Consider the following 18,488-nt stretch of genomic DNA (forward strand, 5'->3'; position numbering starts at 1 on the left):
GACGGTGACCATGACGACGCCAGTTCGCTTGCCGCAGGACACCGCCCTCCTCGTTCTCGGCGAGGGGGCGACAGCATCAAGACTGCATGATGGACCATTGGCTGCCCTGCTCGCGGCCTGGCGCGCCGCGGACATGCCGCGCGCCATCCTCACGCCCGTGCACGACCCCGTAGCGGATGAAGGCCTCCTTTCCGAGGCAGACACGGGCATCCCCGTGATGACCCATGGCCCGGCCGGCATCTTTGCAGAAACGGATCTCGATGCGCGCCTGACGGCCGCCGGTATCACGACCCTCGTTCTCGCGGCGGCCAACCCTCTTGGCGGCCTCGCGAAGAGCTGTGCCGACGCGACCGGTCTCGGCTACCGCGTGATCATCATGGGCGACGAGGCCGGGCTATCCGACGGACCCATGTCTGTTGCGGATGCGAAAATCGCCCCGCCGAGCGCGATCGTCGCCGGAGTCGAGCTTTCGGCCAGCCGAAAAAGACCATGGCTCACCCAGCCGAGCAAGGCTTTGTAAAACATAATCTAGTTAGTCAATCCCGGACCGCCGGGACAACGCGAAATGACAAAAATCATTTTTTGTCACAACAGCACGTCCCTTACTGCATTGCGATTGCCGCCCATATTGAGTACCAACCGGAACAACTTCGACTAACTCTAGACTACCCACCTGTTCCGAGAGGTCTCTGGAGACCCGCCCATGGCCGAGGCCAAAGCGCCCACGTCCCAACCGGCTCACAGCCGGCCTCTTTCACCACATCTCCAGATCTATCGCTTGACCTGGACGATGGTGATGTCCGGCATGCATCGCGCGACCGGCGGTGCGCTCTATATCGGTACCCTGCTCCTCGTCATCTGGCTCGTCGCGCTGGCCACTGGCCCGCGTGCCTTTGATCGGGTGCAGTGGTTCATGGGCTCCTGGCTCGGCTACCTCATCCTGTTCGGCTACACCTGGGCCCTCCTGCACCACATGATGGGCGGCCTCCGCCATTTCATGTGGGACTTCGGCAAGGGCTTCGAGCCGAAGGAAAGGCTTATGCTCGCCAAGGGCAGCCTCGTCGCATCGGCCGCGCTCACGCTTCTCGTGTGGGTTGTCGGCCTGAGCCTGAGCTGAGGGAGCGCCATGTCGCAGTTCAAATTCTCCATCCGCACCCCAGCGGGGCGCGTGCGCGGTCTCGGCTCGGCAAGGTCCGGCACGGAACATTTCTGGCTGCAGCGGCTGACGGCCGTGGCGAACGTCCCTCTGGCGATCGCCTTCATCATCATCGTGGTGTCGGTGGCAGGGCGCGACTTCGAGGAGGCCCGGCTCGCCGTCGGCCAGCCGCTGATCGCCATCCTCCTGCTCCTCTTCATCCTGTCGGGCGTCATTCATATGCGCATCGGCATGCAGGTCATCATCGAGGACTATGTGCATTCTGAGGGTGCCAAGGTCGTCGCCGTGATGGCCAACACGTTCTTCGCCGTCGCCATCGGCGCGGCCGCGACCTTTGCGGTTCTCAAGATCGCCTTCGGGATTTAAGTCATGGCTCAGGCGTCCCAGACCACGACCATCGGCGCATCAACGCCCAGCATCAACGGTCGTGCCTATCCCATCACCGATCACACCTTCGACGTGATCATCGTCGGGGCCGGCGGGGCCGGCCTGCGCGCGACCGTCGGTTGCAGCCAGGCAGGCCTCCGGACGGCCTGCATCACCAAGGTGTTCCCCACCCGCTCACACACGGTTGCCGCGCAGGGCGGGGTGGCGGCCTCGCTCGCCAACATGGGCCCCGACACCTGGCAGTGGCACATGTACGATACCGTCAAGGGATCGGACTGGCTGGGCGACCAGGACTCCATCGAATATCTCGTGCGCAACGCGCCGGCCGCGGTCTACGAACTCGAGCACTGGGGCGTTCCGTTCTCGCGCACCGAAGACGGCCGCATCTACCAGCGGCCGTTCGGCGGCATGACCACGGATTTCGGCAGGGGCCCGCCGGCCCAGCGCACCTGCGCCGCCGCTGACCGCACCGGCCACGCCATGCTGCACACGCTGTATGGCCAGGCCCTCCGCAACAATACCGAGTTCTTCGTCGAGTATTTCGCCATTGACCTCATCATGGATGAGGAAGGCCGCTGCCGCGGCGTGATCGCGCTTAAGCTCGACGACGGCACGCTTCACCGCTTCCGCGCGCATCTGGTGATTCTGGCGACGGGCGGTTATGGCCGCGCTTATTTCTCCGCCACCTCGGCCCATACCTGCACGGGCGACGGCAACGCCATGGTCCTGCGGGCCGGCCTGCCGCTGCAGGACATGGAATTCGTGCAGTTCCACCCCACCGGCATTTACGGTTCAGGCTGCCTGATCACCGAAGGCGCGCGCGGCGAGGGCGGCTATCTCACGAATTCCGAGGGCGAGCGCTTCATGGAGCGCTATGCGCCGTCCGTGAAGGATCTGGCGCCGCGCGACATGGTCTCCCGCTCGATGACCCTGGAAATCCGTGAAGGTCGTGGCGTCGGCAAGCAGAAAGACCACATCTTCCTGCATCTGGACCACCTCGACCCCGCCGTCCTGCACGAGCGCCTGCCCGGCATCTCCGAATCAGCGAAGATTTTCGCCGGCGTGGACGTGACCAAGGAGCCGATCCCGGTTCTGCCGACGGTTCACTACAACATGGGCGGCATTCCCACCAACTACCACGGTGAGGTCGTCACGCTGAAGGACGGCAATCCCGACTTCATCGTCCCCGGGCTCATGGCGCTCGGCGAGGCCGCCTGCGTGTCGGTGCACGGCGCCAACCGCCTCGGCTCCAACTCGCTGATCGATCTCGTGGTGTTCGGCCGTGCCGCCGGCCTGCGTGCCGCCGAACTCGTCAAGCCGGGTGAGAAGCACGCCAATCTCCCGGCCAATTCCGCCGATCTCGCGCTGAGCCGCCTCGACGGCTTCCGTTATGCGAAGGGCGCGACGCCGACCGCCGAACTCCGGCTTCAGATGCAGCGCACCATGCAGTCGAACTGCGCGGTGTTCCGCACCGGCGAGGTGCTGGAAGAAGGCCGCGCCTTGATCAAGGACGTCTGGACGGGTGCAGCCGACATCGGCGTCACCGATCGTTCGCTGATCTGGAACTCGGATCTCGTCGAGACGCTGGAATTCGACAATCTCATCACCCAGGCCGTCGTCACCATGGAGGGCGCGGCCAACCGCACCGAGAGCCGTGGTGCCCACGCCCGCGAGGACTATGCGAGCCGCGACGACGTGAACTGGATGAAACACACCCTGGCCTGGATCGACGAGGCGAAGAAAAGCGTCACGCTCGATTACCGGCCGGTGCACAGCTACACCATGTCGAACGAGATCCAGTACATCGAGCCGAAAGCTCGCGTTTATTGATCGCGTTGGCTCGCCCCGCCGGCGGTCGTTGAGGTTCAGGATATGGCTGAATTCGCCCTTCCCAAAAATTCCCGGATGACTGAAGGCAAGGTGTGGCCGAAGCCGGCCGGCGCCAAGCACACGACCGATTTCCGCATCTACCGGTGGGACCCCGACACGGACGAGAACCCGCGCATCGACACCTATACGGTGGACCGGGACGATTGCGGCCCGATGGTTCTCGATGCCATCATCTGGATCAAGAACAAGGTCGATGCGACGCTGACCTTCCGGCGCTCCTGTCGCGAAGGCATCTGCGGCTCCTGCGCGATGAATATCGACGGCGCCAACACGCTCGCCTGCACCAAGGGCATCGACGAAGTCGAGCGCAAGGGCGTCGTGAAGATCTATCCCTTGCCGCATATGCCGGTGGTCAAGGATCTCGTTCCCGATCTCACGCGCTTCTATGCCCAGCATGCCTCGATCGAGCCCTGGCTTCAGACCACGACGCCGGCTCCGGAAAAGGAATGGCGGCAGAGCCATGAGGACCGGCAGAAGCTCGACGGGCTTTATGAGTGCATTCTGTGCGCCTGCTGCTCGACCTCCTGCCCGAGCTACTGGTGGAACGGGGACCGCTATCTCGGTCCCGCAGCCTTGCTGCAGGCGTATCGCTGGCTGATCGATTCGCGCGATGAAGCCACCGGCGAGCGCCTCGACCAGCTCGAGGATCCTTTCCGCCTCTACCGCTGCCACACCATCATGAATTGTGCGAATGTGTGCCCGAAGGGTCTCAACCCCGCGAAGGCCATCGCCGAGATCAAGCAGATGATGGTCGTTCGCCAGGTGTGACCACCGGCCATGGTGGCCGGCCCACAGCAATGGGAAGGCGATCATGATCGACCATTTCGGCCTTCAGGTTTCCGACTATGATCAAGCAAGGGCCTTCTACGCCAAGGCTCTTGCGCCGCTCGGCTATACCGTAGTCATGGAATTCGCGGATTCCACAGCGGGTTTCGGCCTTGATGGCAAGCCCGATTTCTGGATTTACGCAGGCGGCCGCACCTCTCCGCCCGTGCATGTCGCCTTTCGCGCGGAGACACGCGCCATCGTCGACGCGTTTTACGCCGCGGCGCTCAGTGCAGGTGCGACGGATAATGGCGCGCCGGGTCTGCGGCTTGACTATCATCCCAACTATTACGGCGCCTTCGTGCGAGATGGGGATGGCCACAATATCGAAGCCGTCTGTCACACCCAGGCCTCATAGGGCGATTTTGATAGCCCGGACTATGGTTGATGATGCTCAGCACTTGCTCAACGCTCCTGCTTAAGGCACACCAGTGAAGGTCTCCGGCCTGACGCAGGCCTTGGCTTAACCCCGGCCTTGGCTTAACGCGGGCGCGTTTGCGGGAGAGCGCAGAGGATGCAGTTGATCGTGCGTGAATTTGGACCCAAATGGCCAGCCGTGGCAGCCATCATGCTGCTCGGACTCGGTGCCTGCACAAGCTCTGATCGTTTCTCCGGCCGACCCGGCGGCAGCGTCCCGTCTGGTGCCGGAGGGTATTCGCGCGCCATCAGCGACGATATGGAGCCCGTGGCACCAGGCCCCGCGCCGACTGTCATCGCGAGCCCCCTTCCGCCGGCGCCGGGCACCCCCGTCGCTTCGGACCCGAACTTCCCGACGCCAGGCGCCCCTGCGCCTGTCGATCCGATGCTCGGCCAGCCGAAGCCCGACAACATGGCCAGCCTCGGATCTCCCGCTGGGGGGGCTGCTGTACCCGCATCGCAAATGCCGACGTCACGCACCTCGATCACCGGCACCTGGACGGCGCGCGAGGCCACGGGTGGGTCGTGCCGCGTCACGTTATCGAGCTCGCCGTCGCTGGATCTTTATCGCGCATCGACCTCAGGCTGCGCCAACAAGGACCTCCAGAGCGTCAATGCCTGGGATCTGCGTGATGACGAGGTCTATCTCTATTCGCGCGGCAGCGTTGTCGCCCGCCTGAAGGGCGGCTCCGGTGCCTATAACGGCGTGATCGCGAAGTCAGGCGCGCCGGTCACGATCTCGCGCTGAGCTTTGATCGGCCAGCGCCGCCGGCGTTCCCTCAAGCCACCGCGTGAGGAACGCCTCAAGCCAGGTGGCCACCGCGCCGTCATACATGAACCGGCCGCTATGGTGGAGCCGCGCTTCCTGTGCGCCCGGGAGAGCGAGCCGCTCCACGGCGCGTGTCGTCCAACGGTAGACCATCGCGTGCGTGACCTCCGGATGGAACTGGAAGCCGAAGGCGGCCGGACCAACCTGGATGGCCTGGATGGGAAAGTCCGCACCCGTCGCGAGGACCGATACACCGGCGGGATCATCGAGCCCCTCGCGGTGCCATTGATAGACATGGGACGGCCAGGGCACGCCGAGGCGGCTCGCTAAATCCTCGCCGGCAAAAGTGGGGTGAATCGGGAAATAGCCGATCTCCGCCCGGCCCTCGGCATGGCCCGCGACGCGGCCGCCCATATGCTTCACCAGCATCTGGGCACCGAGACAGAGACCGAGGAAGGGCTTTCCCTCACGGAGGACGCGGCCGATCCAGTCGATCTCGTCGCGCAGCCAGGCTTCGTCATCATTGGCACTCATCGGCCCACCGAAGATGATCGCCCCGTCATGGCCTGCGAGCGTCTCGGGTAATGGATCGCCAAACCGCGGGCGGCGGATATCCAGCGCATGCCCTTGGGCGGCGATCAGACGCCCCACCCGCCCGGGAGAGGAATGCTCCTGGTGCAGGATCACAAGAACCGGCTGCTTCGCCCGCTCAACGGGCTCCGGCGTGCGGATTACCTCCAAGCGGGTGGCCGTATCGTGCATGTCTCAGCAAACCTCATGCTACTCAGGGGAAGAGCGGCGCAGGCCGGCGACGACCGTCTCATCGAGGTCGAGCAGGCGGGCCAGCCGCCAGATCAAGTCATCCTCAAGCTCGCGCACCTCGCCATCGGCCTGCGCCAGATCCCACGCCAGATGAAGAAGGCGCGTTCGCGCTGCAACGTCAAGGCGGCGACGCAGCGGCGTGATCAAAATCTGCACATCGGCGTTGCCCCGGTCTGCGAGATCGCCCTGCACCGCGAGGGCCTCTGCATCCGCCGCCGTAAGAGCAAATTCGTCCCGAAGCATGGTCTCCAACCGCGCCCATTCGGCTGGAACGATGATGCCGTCAATGCGGGCGACATGCACGAGCAAAGTCGCGAGAGCGAGGCGCCCATCGCTGTCCGCGGCGCTGGTCTCCCCATCGTCGGCGCCACCCACGCGCTCGGCGAGTTCGCGCACCAGCGCAACGAGGGACAGAGGACTATGGGGCGAGGCTCTTGTCATCCGCAGGCGATCCCTAGGGCAAATCCGGCCCGGATCGCGCCATCCTGATCCAGACCATTGAATTTGCTCGTCTATTCTAAACGGAGCAAGCCCGCAAGAGACGGGCGTGCTTTAGCTCGCCAAGAACCGCGTGGCAACCGCTCCGGTCATCGATCACCGTTTCTCGTTCAGCCGACAACAATCACAGCAAGAAAGGTGCCAGCTTCGTGCAACATCGGAGGAATGATGTGAATCGCGACCGGCGGTCGACGCCGGACGCTTTCAGCGACCGGTGGCCTGGCGCCATGCCGCGTAATCAACCTGCGTCTGGGGATCGGTCGGCGGATAAAGACCGAGGATCGACCTACCCTTGAGCACCTCGCCCTGCACGAAATCCTCGAAGGCGGTCATCTCCACCGCCTCAGTGGCGATCTCGTCGGCGAGATGGGCGGGAATGACGATCACACCTTCGCCGTCGCCCACGACGACATCCCCCGGAAAGACCGCGACATCCCCGCACCCGACCGGCACATTGATATCGAGCGCCTGGTGATGGGTCAGATTGGTCGGCGCGGAGGGGCGATGGTGGTAGGCCGGGATGGCGAGTGCGGCAATATCGGGGCTGTCGCGGAACCCCCCGTCGGTGACCACGCCGGCGACCCCCCGTATCATGAGCCGCGAGACCAGAATGGCACCGGCCGATGCCGCCCGGGCATCCTTGCGGCTATCAAAGACCATCACCGCGCCGGGCGGGCATTCTTCCACGGCCTTGCGCTGCGGATGGGAGCGATCGCGGAAGACCTCGATCGTGTTCAGATCCTCGCGCGCCGGGATGTAGCGGAGCGTGAAAGCCTCGCCCACCATGTTCTCGCCCTTGAACTGCAAGGGGCTCACATCCTGGATAAACTGGTTGCGCAATCCCCGCTTGAACAACGCCGTGCTCAACGTGGCTGTGCTCACGGATTTCAGTTTCTGGCGGGTTTCTGCAGACAGCATCGGCTTCTCCGGCTTGGCATAAATGTTTGGATGCCCGTGAGGCGTCACTCCCGCCCGCGATAATGAGCGAGAAGGACGCCGAAGGCCACAGCCGGGCGACCATTTTGCCGCAAATTTGTCTGATGTCTGATAAATCGCCGCAGCTGCCGAGGTCGGACCTGTCCGCCTAGAGCAAGTCCGTCTTTTGCGGACTTGCTCCGCTCAAAAAATGACGAGCAAATTCACCGGCTTAGATGGCATCAAACGATTCCATCTAAGCCGGATTTGCTCTAGACATAATCCGACCGGAGTGAAACGAGGATCGCCGGCCTGATGGCTGATCGCCGCTTTAGGGGCCGCGCACCGCATCCATGAGCACGCCCATCAGCAGCGCCGGCTCATCGTCGAGATTGACCCACGCATGGTTGGTGCCGCGCTGGATCACCACATCGAAGGGCTTCAACTCCGTCTCCGCGTCATCCAGCACCAGCAGCACCCGGCCCTTGAGGAGCATGATGTAGTCGAGGGTGTGCGACTTGTGCATCGCGGGGTGACGGGTCGTATCGACGCGCAGATGGGCTGCCCCCATGCGGGCGAAGGCAGCCGCCGCGGCCCGTTCGGCAACCTCGGGATCCTCGTTGGACACCGTCCTGGGGCCGAGTTGGAAGAGACGGAAGACGGTGCCACCCGCGGGCGGCTCGAGCTGGACCGGCCAGGCCGCATCATCGAGGGTGTCGAGTGAAGGCGGATTGCCTTCGGTTGCCCACAGGTTGATCAATCCGCGTCCTGGACCGGACAAGAGGATATGCGGAGCGGGCGCATCCGTCAGAATGCGCGAGCGGCCGTTCTCCGCATTCGCCGTGATGATCCGCCGGAACGGCGGCAATGGTTCCGTACTCATCTCGCGTCCTCAGGTCAGGCGGCGCTGATCCGACAGGTCCTTGCCGCCGCGCGTCTCTGTGATGACAGCGCCGCGCGCCTCCAGTATCGGGAGCGCTGCCAGTGCGCGCACAATGTGGAACTGCGTGGGCATATCGGCCCATTGCGTGTCGTGGATCGTCACCCTGCCCTTGGCGTGGAAAGCCCCGATGGTACGTTGCTGGCTTGCCCCGGGGGGCGTATGGCAGGCATAGGCGATGTCGGCTTCGCCCCACTGTCCCGTCGCGGGCACATATTTGTAGTGCAGCGTGCCGCCGGCCGCCGGGCCCGACAGAGGCGCGAGAGAGGCCTCTTCGATCGCATCAAGCTCGATGTCGATGAAACGATGGCCGAGCCAGGCGGCGCCATGAAACTCCCTGCCCTGGAAGACGCGCGGCTCGGGAATCTCCGCATAGAGCTTGGCGAAACCAAGCTCATCGCGTCCCGTCAGGATCGGATCTGCCAGGTTTTCCCAAAGAACTGCGAGGAAGAGGCCCGTGACTTCGTCGACGGTGCCCCTGTAAGTCACGGGAAACTTGACGCCGAGCGTGTTGTATCCACGCCCCGCAAGCCATTCCAGTTCGGTGAAATACTGCAGCTCGATCGTCACTACGGGCTCATCCGCGAGCGAGAACCCGGGCGGCAACAGATTGCGGAGAAGCGCCGCATCCGTCAGGTAGCTCACGGCGACCGAACGCTTGCGCGGCGTATTCGTCCAGTCGAACGGGCGGCCATCCGGGCCCTGGCGCGGTCCGGCACTCGGACCGAAGCCATAGGGCATACGATACATCAAGCCTTCCGTCATGCTACGCCGCCGTCTCTGGGGGATCGGCGGGGAGAAAGCGCTGGTCGATGGCGCCGAAGATCGACCGTCCCTCGCCGTCGAACATCTCGATGCGCACCGTATCGCCCGGCTGCATGAAGGGTGTCGCGGGCTTGCCTGTCTGAATGGTTTCGATCATGCGCAGTTCGGCGATGCAGGAATAGCCGACGCCCCCCTCATCCACGCGCCGGCCGGGGCCGCCATCCTCGCCGCGGTTGGAGACCGTGCCAGAGCCGATGATGGTTCCCGCCGAGAGCCGGCGGGAGCGCGCCGCATGGGCGATCAGCGTGCCGAAGTCGAACGTCATGTCGAGGCCCGCATCAGGCTTGCCGAATGCGACGCCATTGAGCCAGCTATGAAGCGGCAGATGGAGGCGTCCATCCTGCCATGCCGGCCCCAGCGCTTCGGGGGTGACGGCCACCGGCGAGAAGGCGGAAGCGGGCTTGGACTGAAAAAAGCCGAAGCCCTTCGCCAGTTCGCCTGGAATGAGATTGCGCAGCGATACGTCGTTGCACAGCATGACGAGCCGGATCGCCTTGAGCGCCTCCGTGCGGCTGGCGCCGAGCGGCACGTCGTCGATGATGACGGCAATCTCGCCCTCGAAGTCCACGCCCCATTCGGGATCCGGCAAGGTGATCGGATCATGCGGGCCGAGAAACGCGTCGGAGCCACCCTGGTACATCAAGGGATCGGTCCAGAACGAGGCCGGCAGTTCCGCCCCGCGCGCGCGCCGGACCAGCTCGACATGGTTTACATAGGCCGACCCGTCGGCCCATTGGAAGGCGCGCGGCAGCGGCGACGCGCAGGCCGCGGCATCGAAAGCAAAGCCGGCTTCCGTTCCGCTCGCCAGTCGGTCGGAGAGTTCCTGCAACCGTGGTGCTACCTCGGCCCAGCGATCGAGCGCCGCCTGCAGGGTCGGCGCAATAGGGCCTGCGTCGACGGCCCGGCGAAGGTCCGCAGAGACGACGACCAAGCGGCCGTCGCGCCCGTCCGCGAGACTGGCGAGCTTCACGACACATCCCCTTTCGTGGCGCGTGCCAATTCCGAGCCATAGGTCGCCCGGGTGGCCGTCTGCCCCGTCCGTTGCATGGCCTCGGCGAAAGCTGCGGCGAGGTGATCCGACGACGCCTGCGCGCGTTCTCTCACGGCCGCGACATCGACACCGACGAGCCGACCGTCGCGCTTGCGTGCCTGCCCCGCCACGAAGACGCTGTCGATGTCGGACGGCCGCACCTGGAGGACAAGCGATGCTAGCGGATCGGCCGTGCGCGGCGCATGATGAATGCCGTCCTGCCGGACCGTGATGATATCCGCCTGCTTACCGACCGCGAGCGAACCGACCTGCGTATCGAGGCCGATGGCCCGCGCGCCGTCGATGGTCGCGAAGTCATAGACGTCGGCGACCTTCAGATCGATCTCGGGCGGCATCCGGCCGGCATCCAGGACCTTTTGATTGTCCATCGCCCGCGCCGTCTGCAGCGCGATGCGCATCTGCGCGAACATGTCGCCGGAGTAGTCCGAGACGATATCGATGCCGAGCGTGGGGCGCAGACCCACCGCGAGCGCCCGGTTGGTGACGGGAATGCCCATGCCCATCTGCAGCTCCGTCTCCGGCGTGATGCTGAGCGCCCCGCCGCTGTCGGCAATGGCCTTCAACTCGTCGTCGCTCGACGCGTTGCAATGCACATGGAGCATGCGGGGACCGAGCAGACCGGCCTGCGCCAGGCGCGCGACGCTGTCGGGCGTCGAGAGCGTGCCCATATGCATGGTCAGCGGGATGTCGAAATCGCGCGCCACGGCAATTTCATCGGCGGTATGCGCGACCGGGATGAGATTGAACTCCGTCAAGGCCACGCCCATCGTCACCAGGGCACTGGCCGGCCGTGCGCGGAAACGCGCGTCGAAGAACTGGCGGGCATGCCTCACACGGGCGTCGTGATCGAGGAAGCTGCGCGGCTCGGACGGCACGTCATAGAAGCCGTAATAGAACTGGCCGCGTATGCCGGAACGGTCCAGCCCCTCGATGCCGGCATCGGCATGTTCGGGCGTGCGCATGATGTGGCAGAAGTCGCAGATCGTCGTGATACCGGCGTCAAGCGCCTCGAGCGCGCCGGCATAGGTGCTGATCCAGACATCCTCCGGCCGATAGGCCGTCGCATAGCCGAGCCGGATGAAGCGGATATACTCCACCAGGCTCCAGTCGGCGGCGACGCCGCGAATCGACGTCTGCCAGATATGCCGATGCGTATCGACGAAGCCCGGCGCCACCAGCATGCCGGCAACATCGATGATCTCGGCATCGGCAGCATCGATCGACGGGCCAATGGCGGCGATGATATCGTTCTCGATCAGCACGTCCGCCGGCACGCGGGGACCGCCAACCACCTGCCCGCCCTTGAGCAAGATCCTCTTCGACACTGCTGGTCTCTCCAGTTTCAACGTCAGTCGACAGGGCCGGCAGGAGGAGCCTGCATTCCGGCCCTCATGAAGGCGATGGCGTAGCGCAGCGCCCCTTCGGGGTCGGACAGGCTGAACTCCTTGCCGAAGACAGGCTGCAGCCGGCCGTTGTCGGCGCGGATATAGAGCATCGCCCCGTAAACGCAGGCGACGCGCCAGAACAGTTCTTCCGTCGAAAGCTCCGGGCAGGCCTTCGCGATCGCATCGGCAAAAGCCCGCGCCACCTCGTCGTAGGCCTGGAACAGGATCCGCTTGACCTCGGGATTGGGATCCGTGGACGCACGGCCAGAGAGCAGGCGAAACGCACGCTCGCCGTCATCGCGCGGCTTGCGCAGGGTGGGCTCGATGAAAGCGCGCAGCACCACCTCGACGTCGGGGCGCCCGTTGCCGGAAGCCGCCATCGCCTCCTTGATCTTGGCGATGCGCTCTCTGTTCATCGGCTCCAGTCGGCGATGGAAAACCGCCTCGAGCAGGCGCTCCTTCGAGCCGAAGTGGTAATGCACAGCCGCCGTATTGGCGCTCGCCTCCTCCGCGATCATCCGTGTCGGGACGTTGCTGTAGCCACGCTCTGCAAACAGACGCTCCGCGACGTCCATCAACCGCTCGCGCGTATCCGATGCGACGTCCTGAACCTGCTTCATGCGATTTCCTCCCTGTGCGATGGATAATGCAGTCAACTGATTAAAGCAAGCGCTTGACACAATCGCAAAAGTCCGTTTGTCTGCGCCGCACATAGGGAGGAATCAATGACAATTCTCAAGCGCCACCTGGCCGCGCTCGCCTTCGGGGCCATCCTGGCTGCGGCCGGCCAGGCCAATGCGGCTGAGCCGGTCAAGCTCGGTGTGATCAACCCGATCAAGACACTTGTCGGCAAACAGAACCTCGAGGGCGCACAGCTCGCCGCCGAGATGATCAACCAGGACGGCGGCATCCTCGGCGGTCGCAAGATCGAGCTCGTTACCTACGACACCAACTTCTCACCACCCGAGGGTGTGGCCGCGCTTCAGCGTCTCCTGACCCAGGACAGGGTGAAAGTCGTCGCGGGCGAGATCTCCAGCAGCGTCGCGCTGGCGGCCATCCCGGTCATCGAGGGCGAGGACGCGATCTTCATGGCGGCGGTGCCGAAGCATCCGGACGTGACGAAATCCGGATACGATAAGATTTTCCGGATGAATACAACGACAGCACAGGATGCGCAGTCGTTTGACACCTTTCTTCTGGAGACGGTCAAGCCCGCGAAGGTTGCTATCCTTGCCGAAAACAGCGACTTCGGCCAGGTGACGATCAACCAGATGAAAAAGCTGTTCGGCGACAAGCTCGTCTACTCCGATACATTCGGCATGCAACAGAACGATTTCGCGGCAATGTCCACGAATGCGCGTTCCTCCGGCGCAGACACCATCTGCATCGTCGGCTCGAACATGGAGCAATACGGCAATATCCTGCGCTCCCTGTCGGATCTCGGCTTCAACGGCAACCGCTGCCTGATGCCAGGTGTCCTCAATTCGCAGGGCGTCCAGATCGCCGGTGCGGCGGCCGAGAAGGCCTTCAGCGCCGACATCTATGTCCCGTCGATCGACAATGCCTTCAACAAGCGTTTTGTCGCCGCTTTCGAGAAGAAATTCGGCCGCAAGCCCGAGAAAATCGAAGTCCTCGGCTTCGAATCGATCTGGATCGCCGCCAAGGCAATGGACAAGGCCGGGACGGCCGATGACACCACCAAGATCGCCAAGGTCATCCATGAGGGCAAATGGGAGACGCCGCGCGGCGAAGTCACCTTCGACAAGAATGGGCAGGCCTCCAGCGGCGAGCTCATCCGTCTGGTCGTCAAGTCTGGCGAGATCGTCGTCAACCGCTAATCGTCTCTGACATTCCAAAGCCGGCGGGAGGACGCGCGTCACGCGCCTCCTCCCGCGGTTGCACGTCGGAACCAATCGATGCTTGAGCTTCTCCTTCAGCAGGCCGTCAACGGGCTAACGCAGGGCATGGCCTATGCGCTTGTGGCCCTCGGCCTGACGATGATCTTCGGTGTGCTCCACATCATCAATTTCTCGCATGGCGAACTCTACATGCTGGGCGGGCTCATGGCTGTCGTCGCCACGACGATGCTCGGCCTGCCCTACGGCCTCGCATTGGTGCTGGCTGTTGTCGCCGTCGTCGCCATCGCAGCCCTTGTCGACCTCGTCGCCGTGCGGCCGGTTCTCCCGACGAAAGACGGCCCGTCGACCGTCCTGCTCAGCACCTTTGCGGTGAGCCTGCTGCTGCACCAATCGGTCCTGTCGACCTGGGGGCCGAATCCGTCCCGTGTCGAAGGGCTCGCGGGATCCCTATCGCTTGGTCCGATCGTCATCACCAATCACAGACTGCTGGTGCTTGTTTCGGGCGTCGTGATCCTGCTCGCCATCGAATATGTCCTGCGCCGCACGCTCGTGGGGCGCCGCATCAGGGCCGTCGCGCAGAGCGAATTCGCCGCGCAGGTCGTCGGTATCGATGTCGCGCGCATCCGCACGCTGACCTTTCTCGGGGCGGCCGCAATCGCCGCGATCGCCGGTGCTCTGATCGCGCCGGTCAGCCTCTTCACACCCTCGATGGGCCAGCATGCCATCATCACCGCCTTCGTGGTCGTGGTGATCGGCGGCATGGGCAATGCGACGGGCGCGGTCGTCTGCGGGCTGCTGCTCGGTCTGCTCGAAGCCCTGGCCAGCGCCTTCATGCCGCAGGACATGGGCACCGCGGTCATCTACGCGCTGCTTCTGATCTTCCTTCTCATCCGGCCGCAGGGCCTTTTCGCGGGGCGCGCCCGATGAGACGCATCCTGATTGTGATGGCTCTGGCTCTTGCCGTTGCTGCCCCCTTCCTGCTCGCCGGGCAAAGCTACTACAGCGGGCTCCTGGCCTATGCCGCGGTGCTCGCAATCTTTGGCCTGTCGATCAACCTGACGGTGGGCTACCTCGGCCTGATCTCCTTCGGCCATGCAGCCTTCTTCGGGCTCGGCGCCTATGTCGCGGGCTTGGCGATCGTCAATTTCGGCGTCAATTACTGGGTGACCCTGCTGTTCGCACCTATCCCGGCGGCCCTCCTCGGCGCGCTGGTCGGGTTCGCATCCGTCAGGCTCGGCGGCGCCTATTTCGCCATCGCCACCTTGACGACGGCCGAGATCCTGCGCCTCGTCGTGTCCAATTGGATCGATCTCACGCGGGGCCCCCTCGGCCTGATCGTGCGGCGCCCGCGCGTCGAGACGCTTGAGTCGCTTGGTCTCGTCTTTCACCAGTATTATCTCCTGGCGACACTGCTCGGGCTCGGGCTCGCCGTATTGATCGTTCACCGCTTGCTGGAAAGCCCCACCGGCCGGTCCTGGAAGGTCATTCGCGAATCCAACGCGCTCGCTGAGAGCATCGGCATCCCGACGATGCGTCAGCGGGTGATGGCGATCGCGCTCTCCGGGGGGCTGGCGGGATTTGCCGGCGTCCTGTTCATCCCGCGCACACTTGTCCTGACGCCTGATCTGTTCAATCCGATGCTGTCGGCGACAGGCCTCTTGATCGCCATTCTCGGCGGCAAGGGCACACTCATCGGCCCGCTGCTCGGCGGCGCGATCTTCGCGGCCCTTCCCGAGACGCTGCGTTTCGTCGATGAATATCGGATCGCGATTTTCGCGCTGATCCTTTTGGCCGTCATCCGCATCCAGCCGGCCGGCCTCGCGCCGCTCTTCCACCTGACCCGGCCTTTCCGCACACCCGGCGCGCCGGCCAAGGGTGGCGAGATCGCCTTCGAGCCATCACCCCGCCTCGTCGTAACGGACCTCACGAAACGCTTCGGCGGTTTGACGGCGGTGGACAACGTCAGCATGACCATCGAGCCCGGCGAGCTTGTGGGCATCATCGGGCCGAACGGAGCCGGCAAGACCACCTGTCTGTCCCTGATCAGCGGTTTCACACCGCCGACGGCGGGTGAAATCCGTTATGGCGAGCGCAAGGTGACCGGCGATTCGCCGAGCAGCCTCGTCAACGAGGGACTGGCACGCACATTCCAGCAGGCCGCGCTTTGCGGCAGCCAGACCGTCTTTGAGAACGTGCTCGCCGCCACGAGTTGCCCGGAGCCCGCATCGCTCCTGAGTTCTGTCCTGCGCGGCCCCGGCTGGCGCGCACGGGAAGCCAGGCGCGTCCGGCGCGCCTGGGAGTGCCTCGCCTTCGTCGGCCTGACGGAGCGCGCCGCGCTGGAGGCGGGATCACTCCCCTATGGCGAGCAGAAAATGTTGGCCATCGCCGTTTCGCTGGCCACGCAGCCGCGCCTTCTGATGCTCGACGAACCTGCCGCGGGCCTCAACCACACCGAGGCCAACCGGCTGGCGGATCTGCTGCGCAGCCTGCGCCAGCGCGGACTGACGATCGTGCTTGTCGATCACAACCTGCGCATGATGATGGCGCTCTGCGATCGCATCATCGTGCTCGACCGCGGCCGCCTGATCGCCCAGGGCACACCGGCCGAGATCCAGGCCGACAAGGCCGTCATCGCAGCCTATCTCGGTGGCTACACGGCGGAGGAGGCGCAGAATGCTTGAGCTGTCCGGGCTCTCCGTCACCTACGGCAAGGTCCGCGCCGTCGAAGACATAGCGCTGACCGCCGCGCGCGGCGAGGCGGTCGCGCTCATCGGCGCCAATGGGGCCGGCAAGTCCTCCATCCTGAAGGCGATTCTCGGCCTGGCGACGTCTTCCGGCTCGGTCCGCGTCGATGGCACCGAGCTCACCGGGCGGCCGAGCCACGCGCGCGTCATGCGCGGCGTCGCCCTATCCCCGGAAGGGCGCCATGTCTTTCCGCAGATGAGCGTGCTCGAGAACCTCGAGATGGGTTTCATCGGGGGGGACTTCCCGGCCTTGTGCGAGGACATGCTGGAGCTCTTCCCGCGCCTGCGCGAACGCAGCAGCCAGCTTGCCGGCAGCATGTCCGGCGGCGAGCAGCAAATGCTGGCGATCGCGCGCGCCCTGATGTCGCGCCCGAAAGTGCTGATGCTGGACGAGCCCACGCTCGGGCTGGCGCCGATCATCGTCGACCAGATCCGCGCGCTCATCGGCCTCCTCAAGACCAAAGGCATGACGGTGCTCCTTGCCGAGCAGAACGCCGAGATGGCGCTGGCGGCGACCGACCGCGCCTATGTGCTGGAAACCGGGCACATCACGGCGACGGGCCCTTCAGCGAAACTTGCGGCGGATCCAGCGATCCGGCGTGCCTATCTCGGGCTCTGAGGCTCGATCACCTTACAGAATGGCGGATATTGTCCCGATGGCGCGTATCGTTGACCTCTCCATACCCATTGAGAACGACGTGGTGAGCGATCCGGATTTCTCCCGCCCGAAGATCACCTATCTCGCGCATGACGTGACCATCGATCGGATGCGGACGTCTTTCCCAAGCCTCGAAGCGCATCATCTGCCGGACGGCGCAGCCTGGGCGATCGAGACCTTGGAGGTGACGACCCATCACGGAACGCATCTCGACGCGCCCTATCATTTTCACCCCACGACCAATCATGAGCTCGTCGCGGGCGGCGAGCCCTCCCCGACTATCGACGAAATCCCGCTCGACTGGTGCTTCCGGCCCGGCGTGAAACTCGATTTCCGCCATTTCCCGGATGGCTATGTCGCGACGGTCGACGATGTCAGCGCTGAACTCGACCGGATCGGCCACAGGCTGCAACCGTTCGATATCGTGCTGATCAACACCCGCGCCGGATCCCGCTATTCCTGCGAAGACTACGTCACCGCGGGCTGCGGTGTCGGCCGCGAGGCGACCCTGTTTCTGGCCCGGCAGGGCATCAAGATTACGGGCACCGATGCCTGGAGCTGGGATGCGCCGTTCAACTTCACCCGCGACAAGGTCGACGAAACCGGCGACTACGGTCTCGTCTGGGAAGGGCACAAGGCAGGGCGCGAGCGCCTTTACTGCCACCTCGAGAAACTGCACCAGCTGGAAGTCCTGCCGCCAACCGGCTTCACCGTGGCCTGCTTCCCCGTCAAGATCAGGAAAGCTTCGGCAGGGTGGACCCGCGCTGTCGCAATCCTGTGAGAAGGATTGAGCTGGTGCGGCTTGAACCGGGTTCGACGGATAGTGTCCAAGTCGACGGGAACCCGACGGCGCGGACGGCGTCGGTCTCGTCGCCGACGATGTACTCGGATATGCGGACGCCGAGCCGGCGTACAAGGCGCAGATAGGATCCCTGACATGCAGGGCCCGGCTCAGAAGGAGGATGTCCAGGATGCGAGGCCGCCGCAATCTCCGACGTGCTCGCATCGTCAACGGACCATATCGACCATTTGCTTGATCTTTTCTCACTGAGGAGAGCTTCGAGCGACCGAATTGCAATCGTTGATCTCATCAGTTCGTGAGGAATGGTCTTTTGACGCCCCGCAGCCCATGGCTCAGTTTAGCCGGATTGGCAGCAGTCACGAGTGGTTCGTCGTCGACATTTGCATCCGCCTGATACGGGCCTCGGAGCCAATGTCGGAGCAACGAGAACCACTAGCAAGTTATTGGTTTTAGTGGAGCTTCTGAATTTGACATGTGATCTGGAGCCTCATGTCAGGCGGGACTCACATGTCAAATTCGCTCCACTAGGGCTGAGGACTGGCGGC

General features: G+C 64.3%; 20 protein-coding genes. 12 read left to right on the forward strand and 8 right to left on the reverse strand.

All coding sequences use genetic code 11. The features are described 5' to 3' along the window. Positions 1-10: 10 nt before the first annotated feature. The 7 genes from C7450_RS03620 to C7450_RS03650 all read left to right on the forward strand — a co-directional run bounded on the left by C7450_RS03620 (position 11) and on the right by C7450_RS03650 (position 5,423). Positions 11-520 carry a cysteine hydrolase family protein gene (locus C7450_RS03620; RefSeq protein WP_110372981.1) on the forward strand — a complete coding sequence of 170 codons (510 nt, stop codon included), beginning with the start codon at positions 11-13 and terminating at the stop codon, positions 518-520. Between the two features lie 183 nt (positions 521-703). Continuing rightward, on the forward strand, positions 704-1,117 hold the full coding sequence (sdhC, locus tag C7450_RS03625) for a succinate dehydrogenase, cytochrome b556 subunit (protein ID WP_110372982.1): 414 nt from the start codon (positions 704-706) through the stop codon (positions 1,115-1,117). 9 nt (positions 1,118-1,126) lie between these two features. After that, positions 1,127-1,522 carry a succinate dehydrogenase, hydrophobic membrane anchor protein gene (gene sdhD / locus C7450_RS03630; RefSeq protein WP_110372983.1) on the forward strand — a complete coding sequence of 132 codons (396 nt, stop codon included), beginning with the start codon at positions 1,127-1,129 and terminating at the stop codon, positions 1,520-1,522. 3 nt (positions 1,523-1,525) lie between these two features. Further along, the gene (sdhA, locus tag C7450_RS03635) at positions 1,526-3,373 is read left to right on the forward strand and encodes a succinate dehydrogenase flavoprotein subunit (protein ID WP_110372984.1); all 1,848 of its coding nucleotides are present in this window, start codon (positions 1,526-1,528) and stop codon (positions 3,371-3,373) included. 42 nt (positions 3,374-3,415) lie between these two features. Further along, entirely contained in the window at positions 3,416-4,201 is a 786-nt protein-coding gene (locus C7450_RS03640; protein WP_110372985.1) for a succinate dehydrogenase iron-sulfur subunit, read from the forward strand. 43 nt (positions 4,202-4,244) lie between these two features. Then, positions 4,245-4,616 (forward strand): VOC family protein, encoded by a 372-nt coding sequence (locus C7450_RS03645; protein ID WP_110372986.1) that lies wholly within the window; start codon positions 4,245-4,247, stop codon positions 4,614-4,616. Positions 4,617-4,772: 156 nt separating this feature from the next. Further along, a complete protein-coding gene (locus C7450_RS03650; protein WP_110372987.1) occupies positions 4,773-5,423 on the forward strand; it encodes an AprI/Inh family metalloprotease inhibitor in 651 nt (216 codons plus the stop codon). Here the strand turns inward: C7450_RS03650 and C7450_RS03655 are convergent. The 8 genes from C7450_RS03655 to C7450_RS03690 form a co-directional block, all read right to left on the reverse strand. Next, positions 5,394-6,206, reverse strand: a complete 813-nt coding sequence (locus tag C7450_RS03655) for a glutamine amidotransferase (protein WP_110372988.1) — start codon at positions 6,204-6,206, stop codon at positions 5,394-5,396. The two genes, C7450_RS03650 and C7450_RS03655, sit on opposite strands and share 30 nt — an antisense overlap. 18 nt (positions 6,207-6,224) lie before the next feature. Then, positions 6,225-6,707 (reverse strand): tellurite resistance TerB family protein, encoded by a 483-nt coding sequence (locus C7450_RS03660; RefSeq protein ID WP_110372989.1) that lies wholly within the window; start codon positions 6,705-6,707, stop codon positions 6,225-6,227. Positions 6,708-6,968: 261 nt separating this feature from the next. Next, the gene (locus C7450_RS03665; protein ID WP_210206348.1) at positions 6,969-7,682 is read right to left on the reverse strand and encodes a ribonuclease activity regulator RraA; all 714 of its coding nucleotides are present in this window, start codon (positions 7,680-7,682) and stop codon (positions 6,969-6,971) included. Between the two features lie 328 nt (positions 7,683-8,010). Then, complete coding sequence (locus tag C7450_RS03670; protein ID WP_110372990.1) at positions 8,011-8,562, reverse strand: cupin domain-containing protein; 552 nt, start codon at positions 8,560-8,562, stop codon at positions 8,011-8,013. A 9-nt stretch (positions 8,563-8,571) separates the two neighbouring features. Then, positions 8,572-9,369: an acetoacetate decarboxylase family protein gene (locus C7450_RS03675; protein ID WP_210206349.1), complete on the reverse strand. Its 798-nt coding sequence runs from the start codon at positions 9,367-9,369 to the stop codon at positions 8,572-8,574. Positions 9,370-9,385: 16 nt separating this feature from the next. Further along, positions 9,386-10,414, reverse strand: coding sequence for a fumarylacetoacetate hydrolase family protein (locus tag C7450_RS03680; RefSeq protein ID WP_110372992.1), 1,029 nt, complete (start codon positions 10,412-10,414; stop codon positions 9,386-9,388). Continuing rightward, the gene (locus C7450_RS03685) at positions 10,411-11,820 is read right to left on the reverse strand and encodes an amidohydrolase family protein (RefSeq protein ID WP_170147024.1); all 1,410 of its coding nucleotides are present in this window, start codon (positions 11,818-11,820) and stop codon (positions 10,411-10,413) included. Before C7450_RS03685 ends, C7450_RS03680 begins: the two co-directional genes overlap by 4 nt. Positions 11,821-11,843: 23 nt before the next feature. After that, entirely contained in the window at positions 11,844-12,500 is a 657-nt protein-coding gene (locus C7450_RS03690) for a TetR/AcrR family transcriptional regulator (RefSeq protein WP_170147025.1), read from the reverse strand. 105 nt (positions 12,501-12,605) lie between these two features. Between C7450_RS03690 and C7450_RS03695 the strand changes: the two genes are divergently transcribed. The 5 genes from C7450_RS03695 to C7450_RS03715 all read left to right on the forward strand — a co-directional run bounded on the left by C7450_RS03695 (position 12,606) and on the right by C7450_RS03715 (position 17,922). Then, positions 12,606-13,718 (forward strand): ABC transporter substrate-binding protein, encoded by a 1,113-nt coding sequence (locus C7450_RS03695; RefSeq protein ID WP_110372995.1) that lies wholly within the window; start codon positions 12,606-12,608, stop codon positions 13,716-13,718. A gap of 78 nt (positions 13,719-13,796) precedes the next feature. Beyond that, positions 13,797-14,666 (forward strand): branched-chain amino acid ABC transporter permease, encoded by an 870-nt coding sequence (locus C7450_RS03700; RefSeq protein ID WP_110372996.1) that lies wholly within the window; start codon positions 13,797-13,799, stop codon positions 14,664-14,666. Continuing rightward, on the forward strand, positions 14,663-16,420 hold the full coding sequence (locus tag C7450_RS03705; RefSeq protein WP_110372997.1) for a branched-chain amino acid ABC transporter ATP-binding protein/permease: 1,758 nt from the start codon (positions 14,663-14,665) through the stop codon (positions 16,418-16,420). The genes C7450_RS03700 and C7450_RS03705 overlap by 4 nt, the downstream gene beginning before the upstream one ends. After that, positions 16,413-17,102, forward strand: coding sequence for an ABC transporter ATP-binding protein (locus tag C7450_RS03710; RefSeq protein WP_110372998.1), 690 nt, complete (start codon positions 16,413-16,415; stop codon positions 17,100-17,102). The genes C7450_RS03705 and C7450_RS03710 overlap by 8 nt, the downstream gene beginning before the upstream one ends. Before the next feature lie 37 nt (positions 17,103-17,139). Beyond that, positions 17,140-17,922 (forward strand): cyclase family protein, encoded by a 783-nt coding sequence (locus tag C7450_RS03715; protein WP_210206350.1) that lies wholly within the window; start codon positions 17,140-17,142, stop codon positions 17,920-17,922. Positions 17,923-18,488: the final 566 nt, after the last annotated feature.

The sequence above is a fragment of the Chelatococcus asaccharovorans genome, assembly GCF_003201475.1.
Classification (GTDB): Bacteria; Pseudomonadota; Alphaproteobacteria; order Rhizobiales; family Beijerinckiaceae; genus Chelatococcus; species Chelatococcus asaccharovorans.

Bases quoted from the DNA above. Each gene is read 5' to 3' on its own strand.
- C7450_RS03620 (WP_110372981.1), top strand. From the start codon at position 11: ATGACGACGCCAGTTCGCTTGCCGCAGGACACCGCCCTCCTCGTTCTC.
- sdhC (WP_110372982.1), top strand. From the start codon at position 704: ATGGCCGAGGCCAAAGCGCCCACGTCCCAACCGGCTCACAGCCGGCCT.
- sdhD (WP_110372983.1), top strand. From the start codon at position 1,127: ATGTCGCAGTTCAAATTCTCCATCCGCACCCCAGCGGGGCGCGTGCGC.
- sdhA (WP_110372984.1), top strand. From the start codon at position 1,526: ATGGCTCAGGCGTCCCAGACCACGACCATCGGCGCATCAACGCCCAGC.
- C7450_RS03640 (WP_110372985.1), top strand. From the start codon at position 3,416: ATGGCTGAATTCGCCCTTCCCAAAAATTCCCGGATGACTGAAGGCAAG.
- C7450_RS03645 (WP_110372986.1), top strand. From the start codon at position 4,245: ATGATCGACCATTTCGGCCTTCAGGTTTCCGACTATGATCAAGCAAGG.
- C7450_RS03650 (WP_110372987.1), top strand. From the start codon at position 4,773: ATGCAGTTGATCGTGCGTGAATTTGGACCCAAATGGCCAGCCGTGGCA.
- C7450_RS03655 (WP_110372988.1), bottom strand. From the start codon at position 6,206: ATGCACGATACGGCCACCCGCTTGGAGGTAATCCGCACGCCGGAGCCC.
- C7450_RS03660 (WP_110372989.1), bottom strand. From the start codon at position 6,707: ATGACAAGAGCCTCGCCCCATAGTCCTCTGTCCCTCGTTGCGCTGGTG.
- C7450_RS03665 (WP_210206348.1), bottom strand. From the start codon at position 7,682: ATGCTGTCTGCAGAAACCCGCCAGAAACTGAAATCCGTGAGCACAGCC.
- C7450_RS03670 (WP_110372990.1), bottom strand. From the start codon at position 8,562: ATGAGTACGGAACCATTGCCGCCGTTCCGGCGGATCATCACGGCGAAT.
- C7450_RS03675 (WP_210206349.1), bottom strand. From the start codon at position 9,369: ATGTATCGTATGCCCTATGGCTTCGGTCCGAGTGCCGGACCGCGCCAG.
- C7450_RS03690 (WP_170147025.1), bottom strand. From the start codon at position 12,500: ATGAAGCAGGTTCAGGACGTCGCATCGGATACGCGCGAGCGGTTGATG.
- C7450_RS03695 (WP_110372995.1), top strand. From the start codon at position 12,606: ATGACAATTCTCAAGCGCCACCTGGCCGCGCTCGCCTTCGGGGCCATC.
- C7450_RS03700 (WP_110372996.1), top strand. From the start codon at position 13,797: ATGCTTGAGCTTCTCCTTCAGCAGGCCGTCAACGGGCTAACGCAGGGC.
- C7450_RS03705 (WP_110372997.1), top strand. From the start codon at position 14,663: ATGAGACGCATCCTGATTGTGATGGCTCTGGCTCTTGCCGTTGCTGCC.
- C7450_RS03710 (WP_110372998.1), top strand. From the start codon at position 16,413: ATGCTTGAGCTGTCCGGGCTCTCCGTCACCTACGGCAAGGTCCGCGCC.
- C7450_RS03715 (WP_210206350.1), top strand. From the start codon at position 17,140: ATGGCGCGTATCGTTGACCTCTCCATACCCATTGAGAACGACGTGGTG.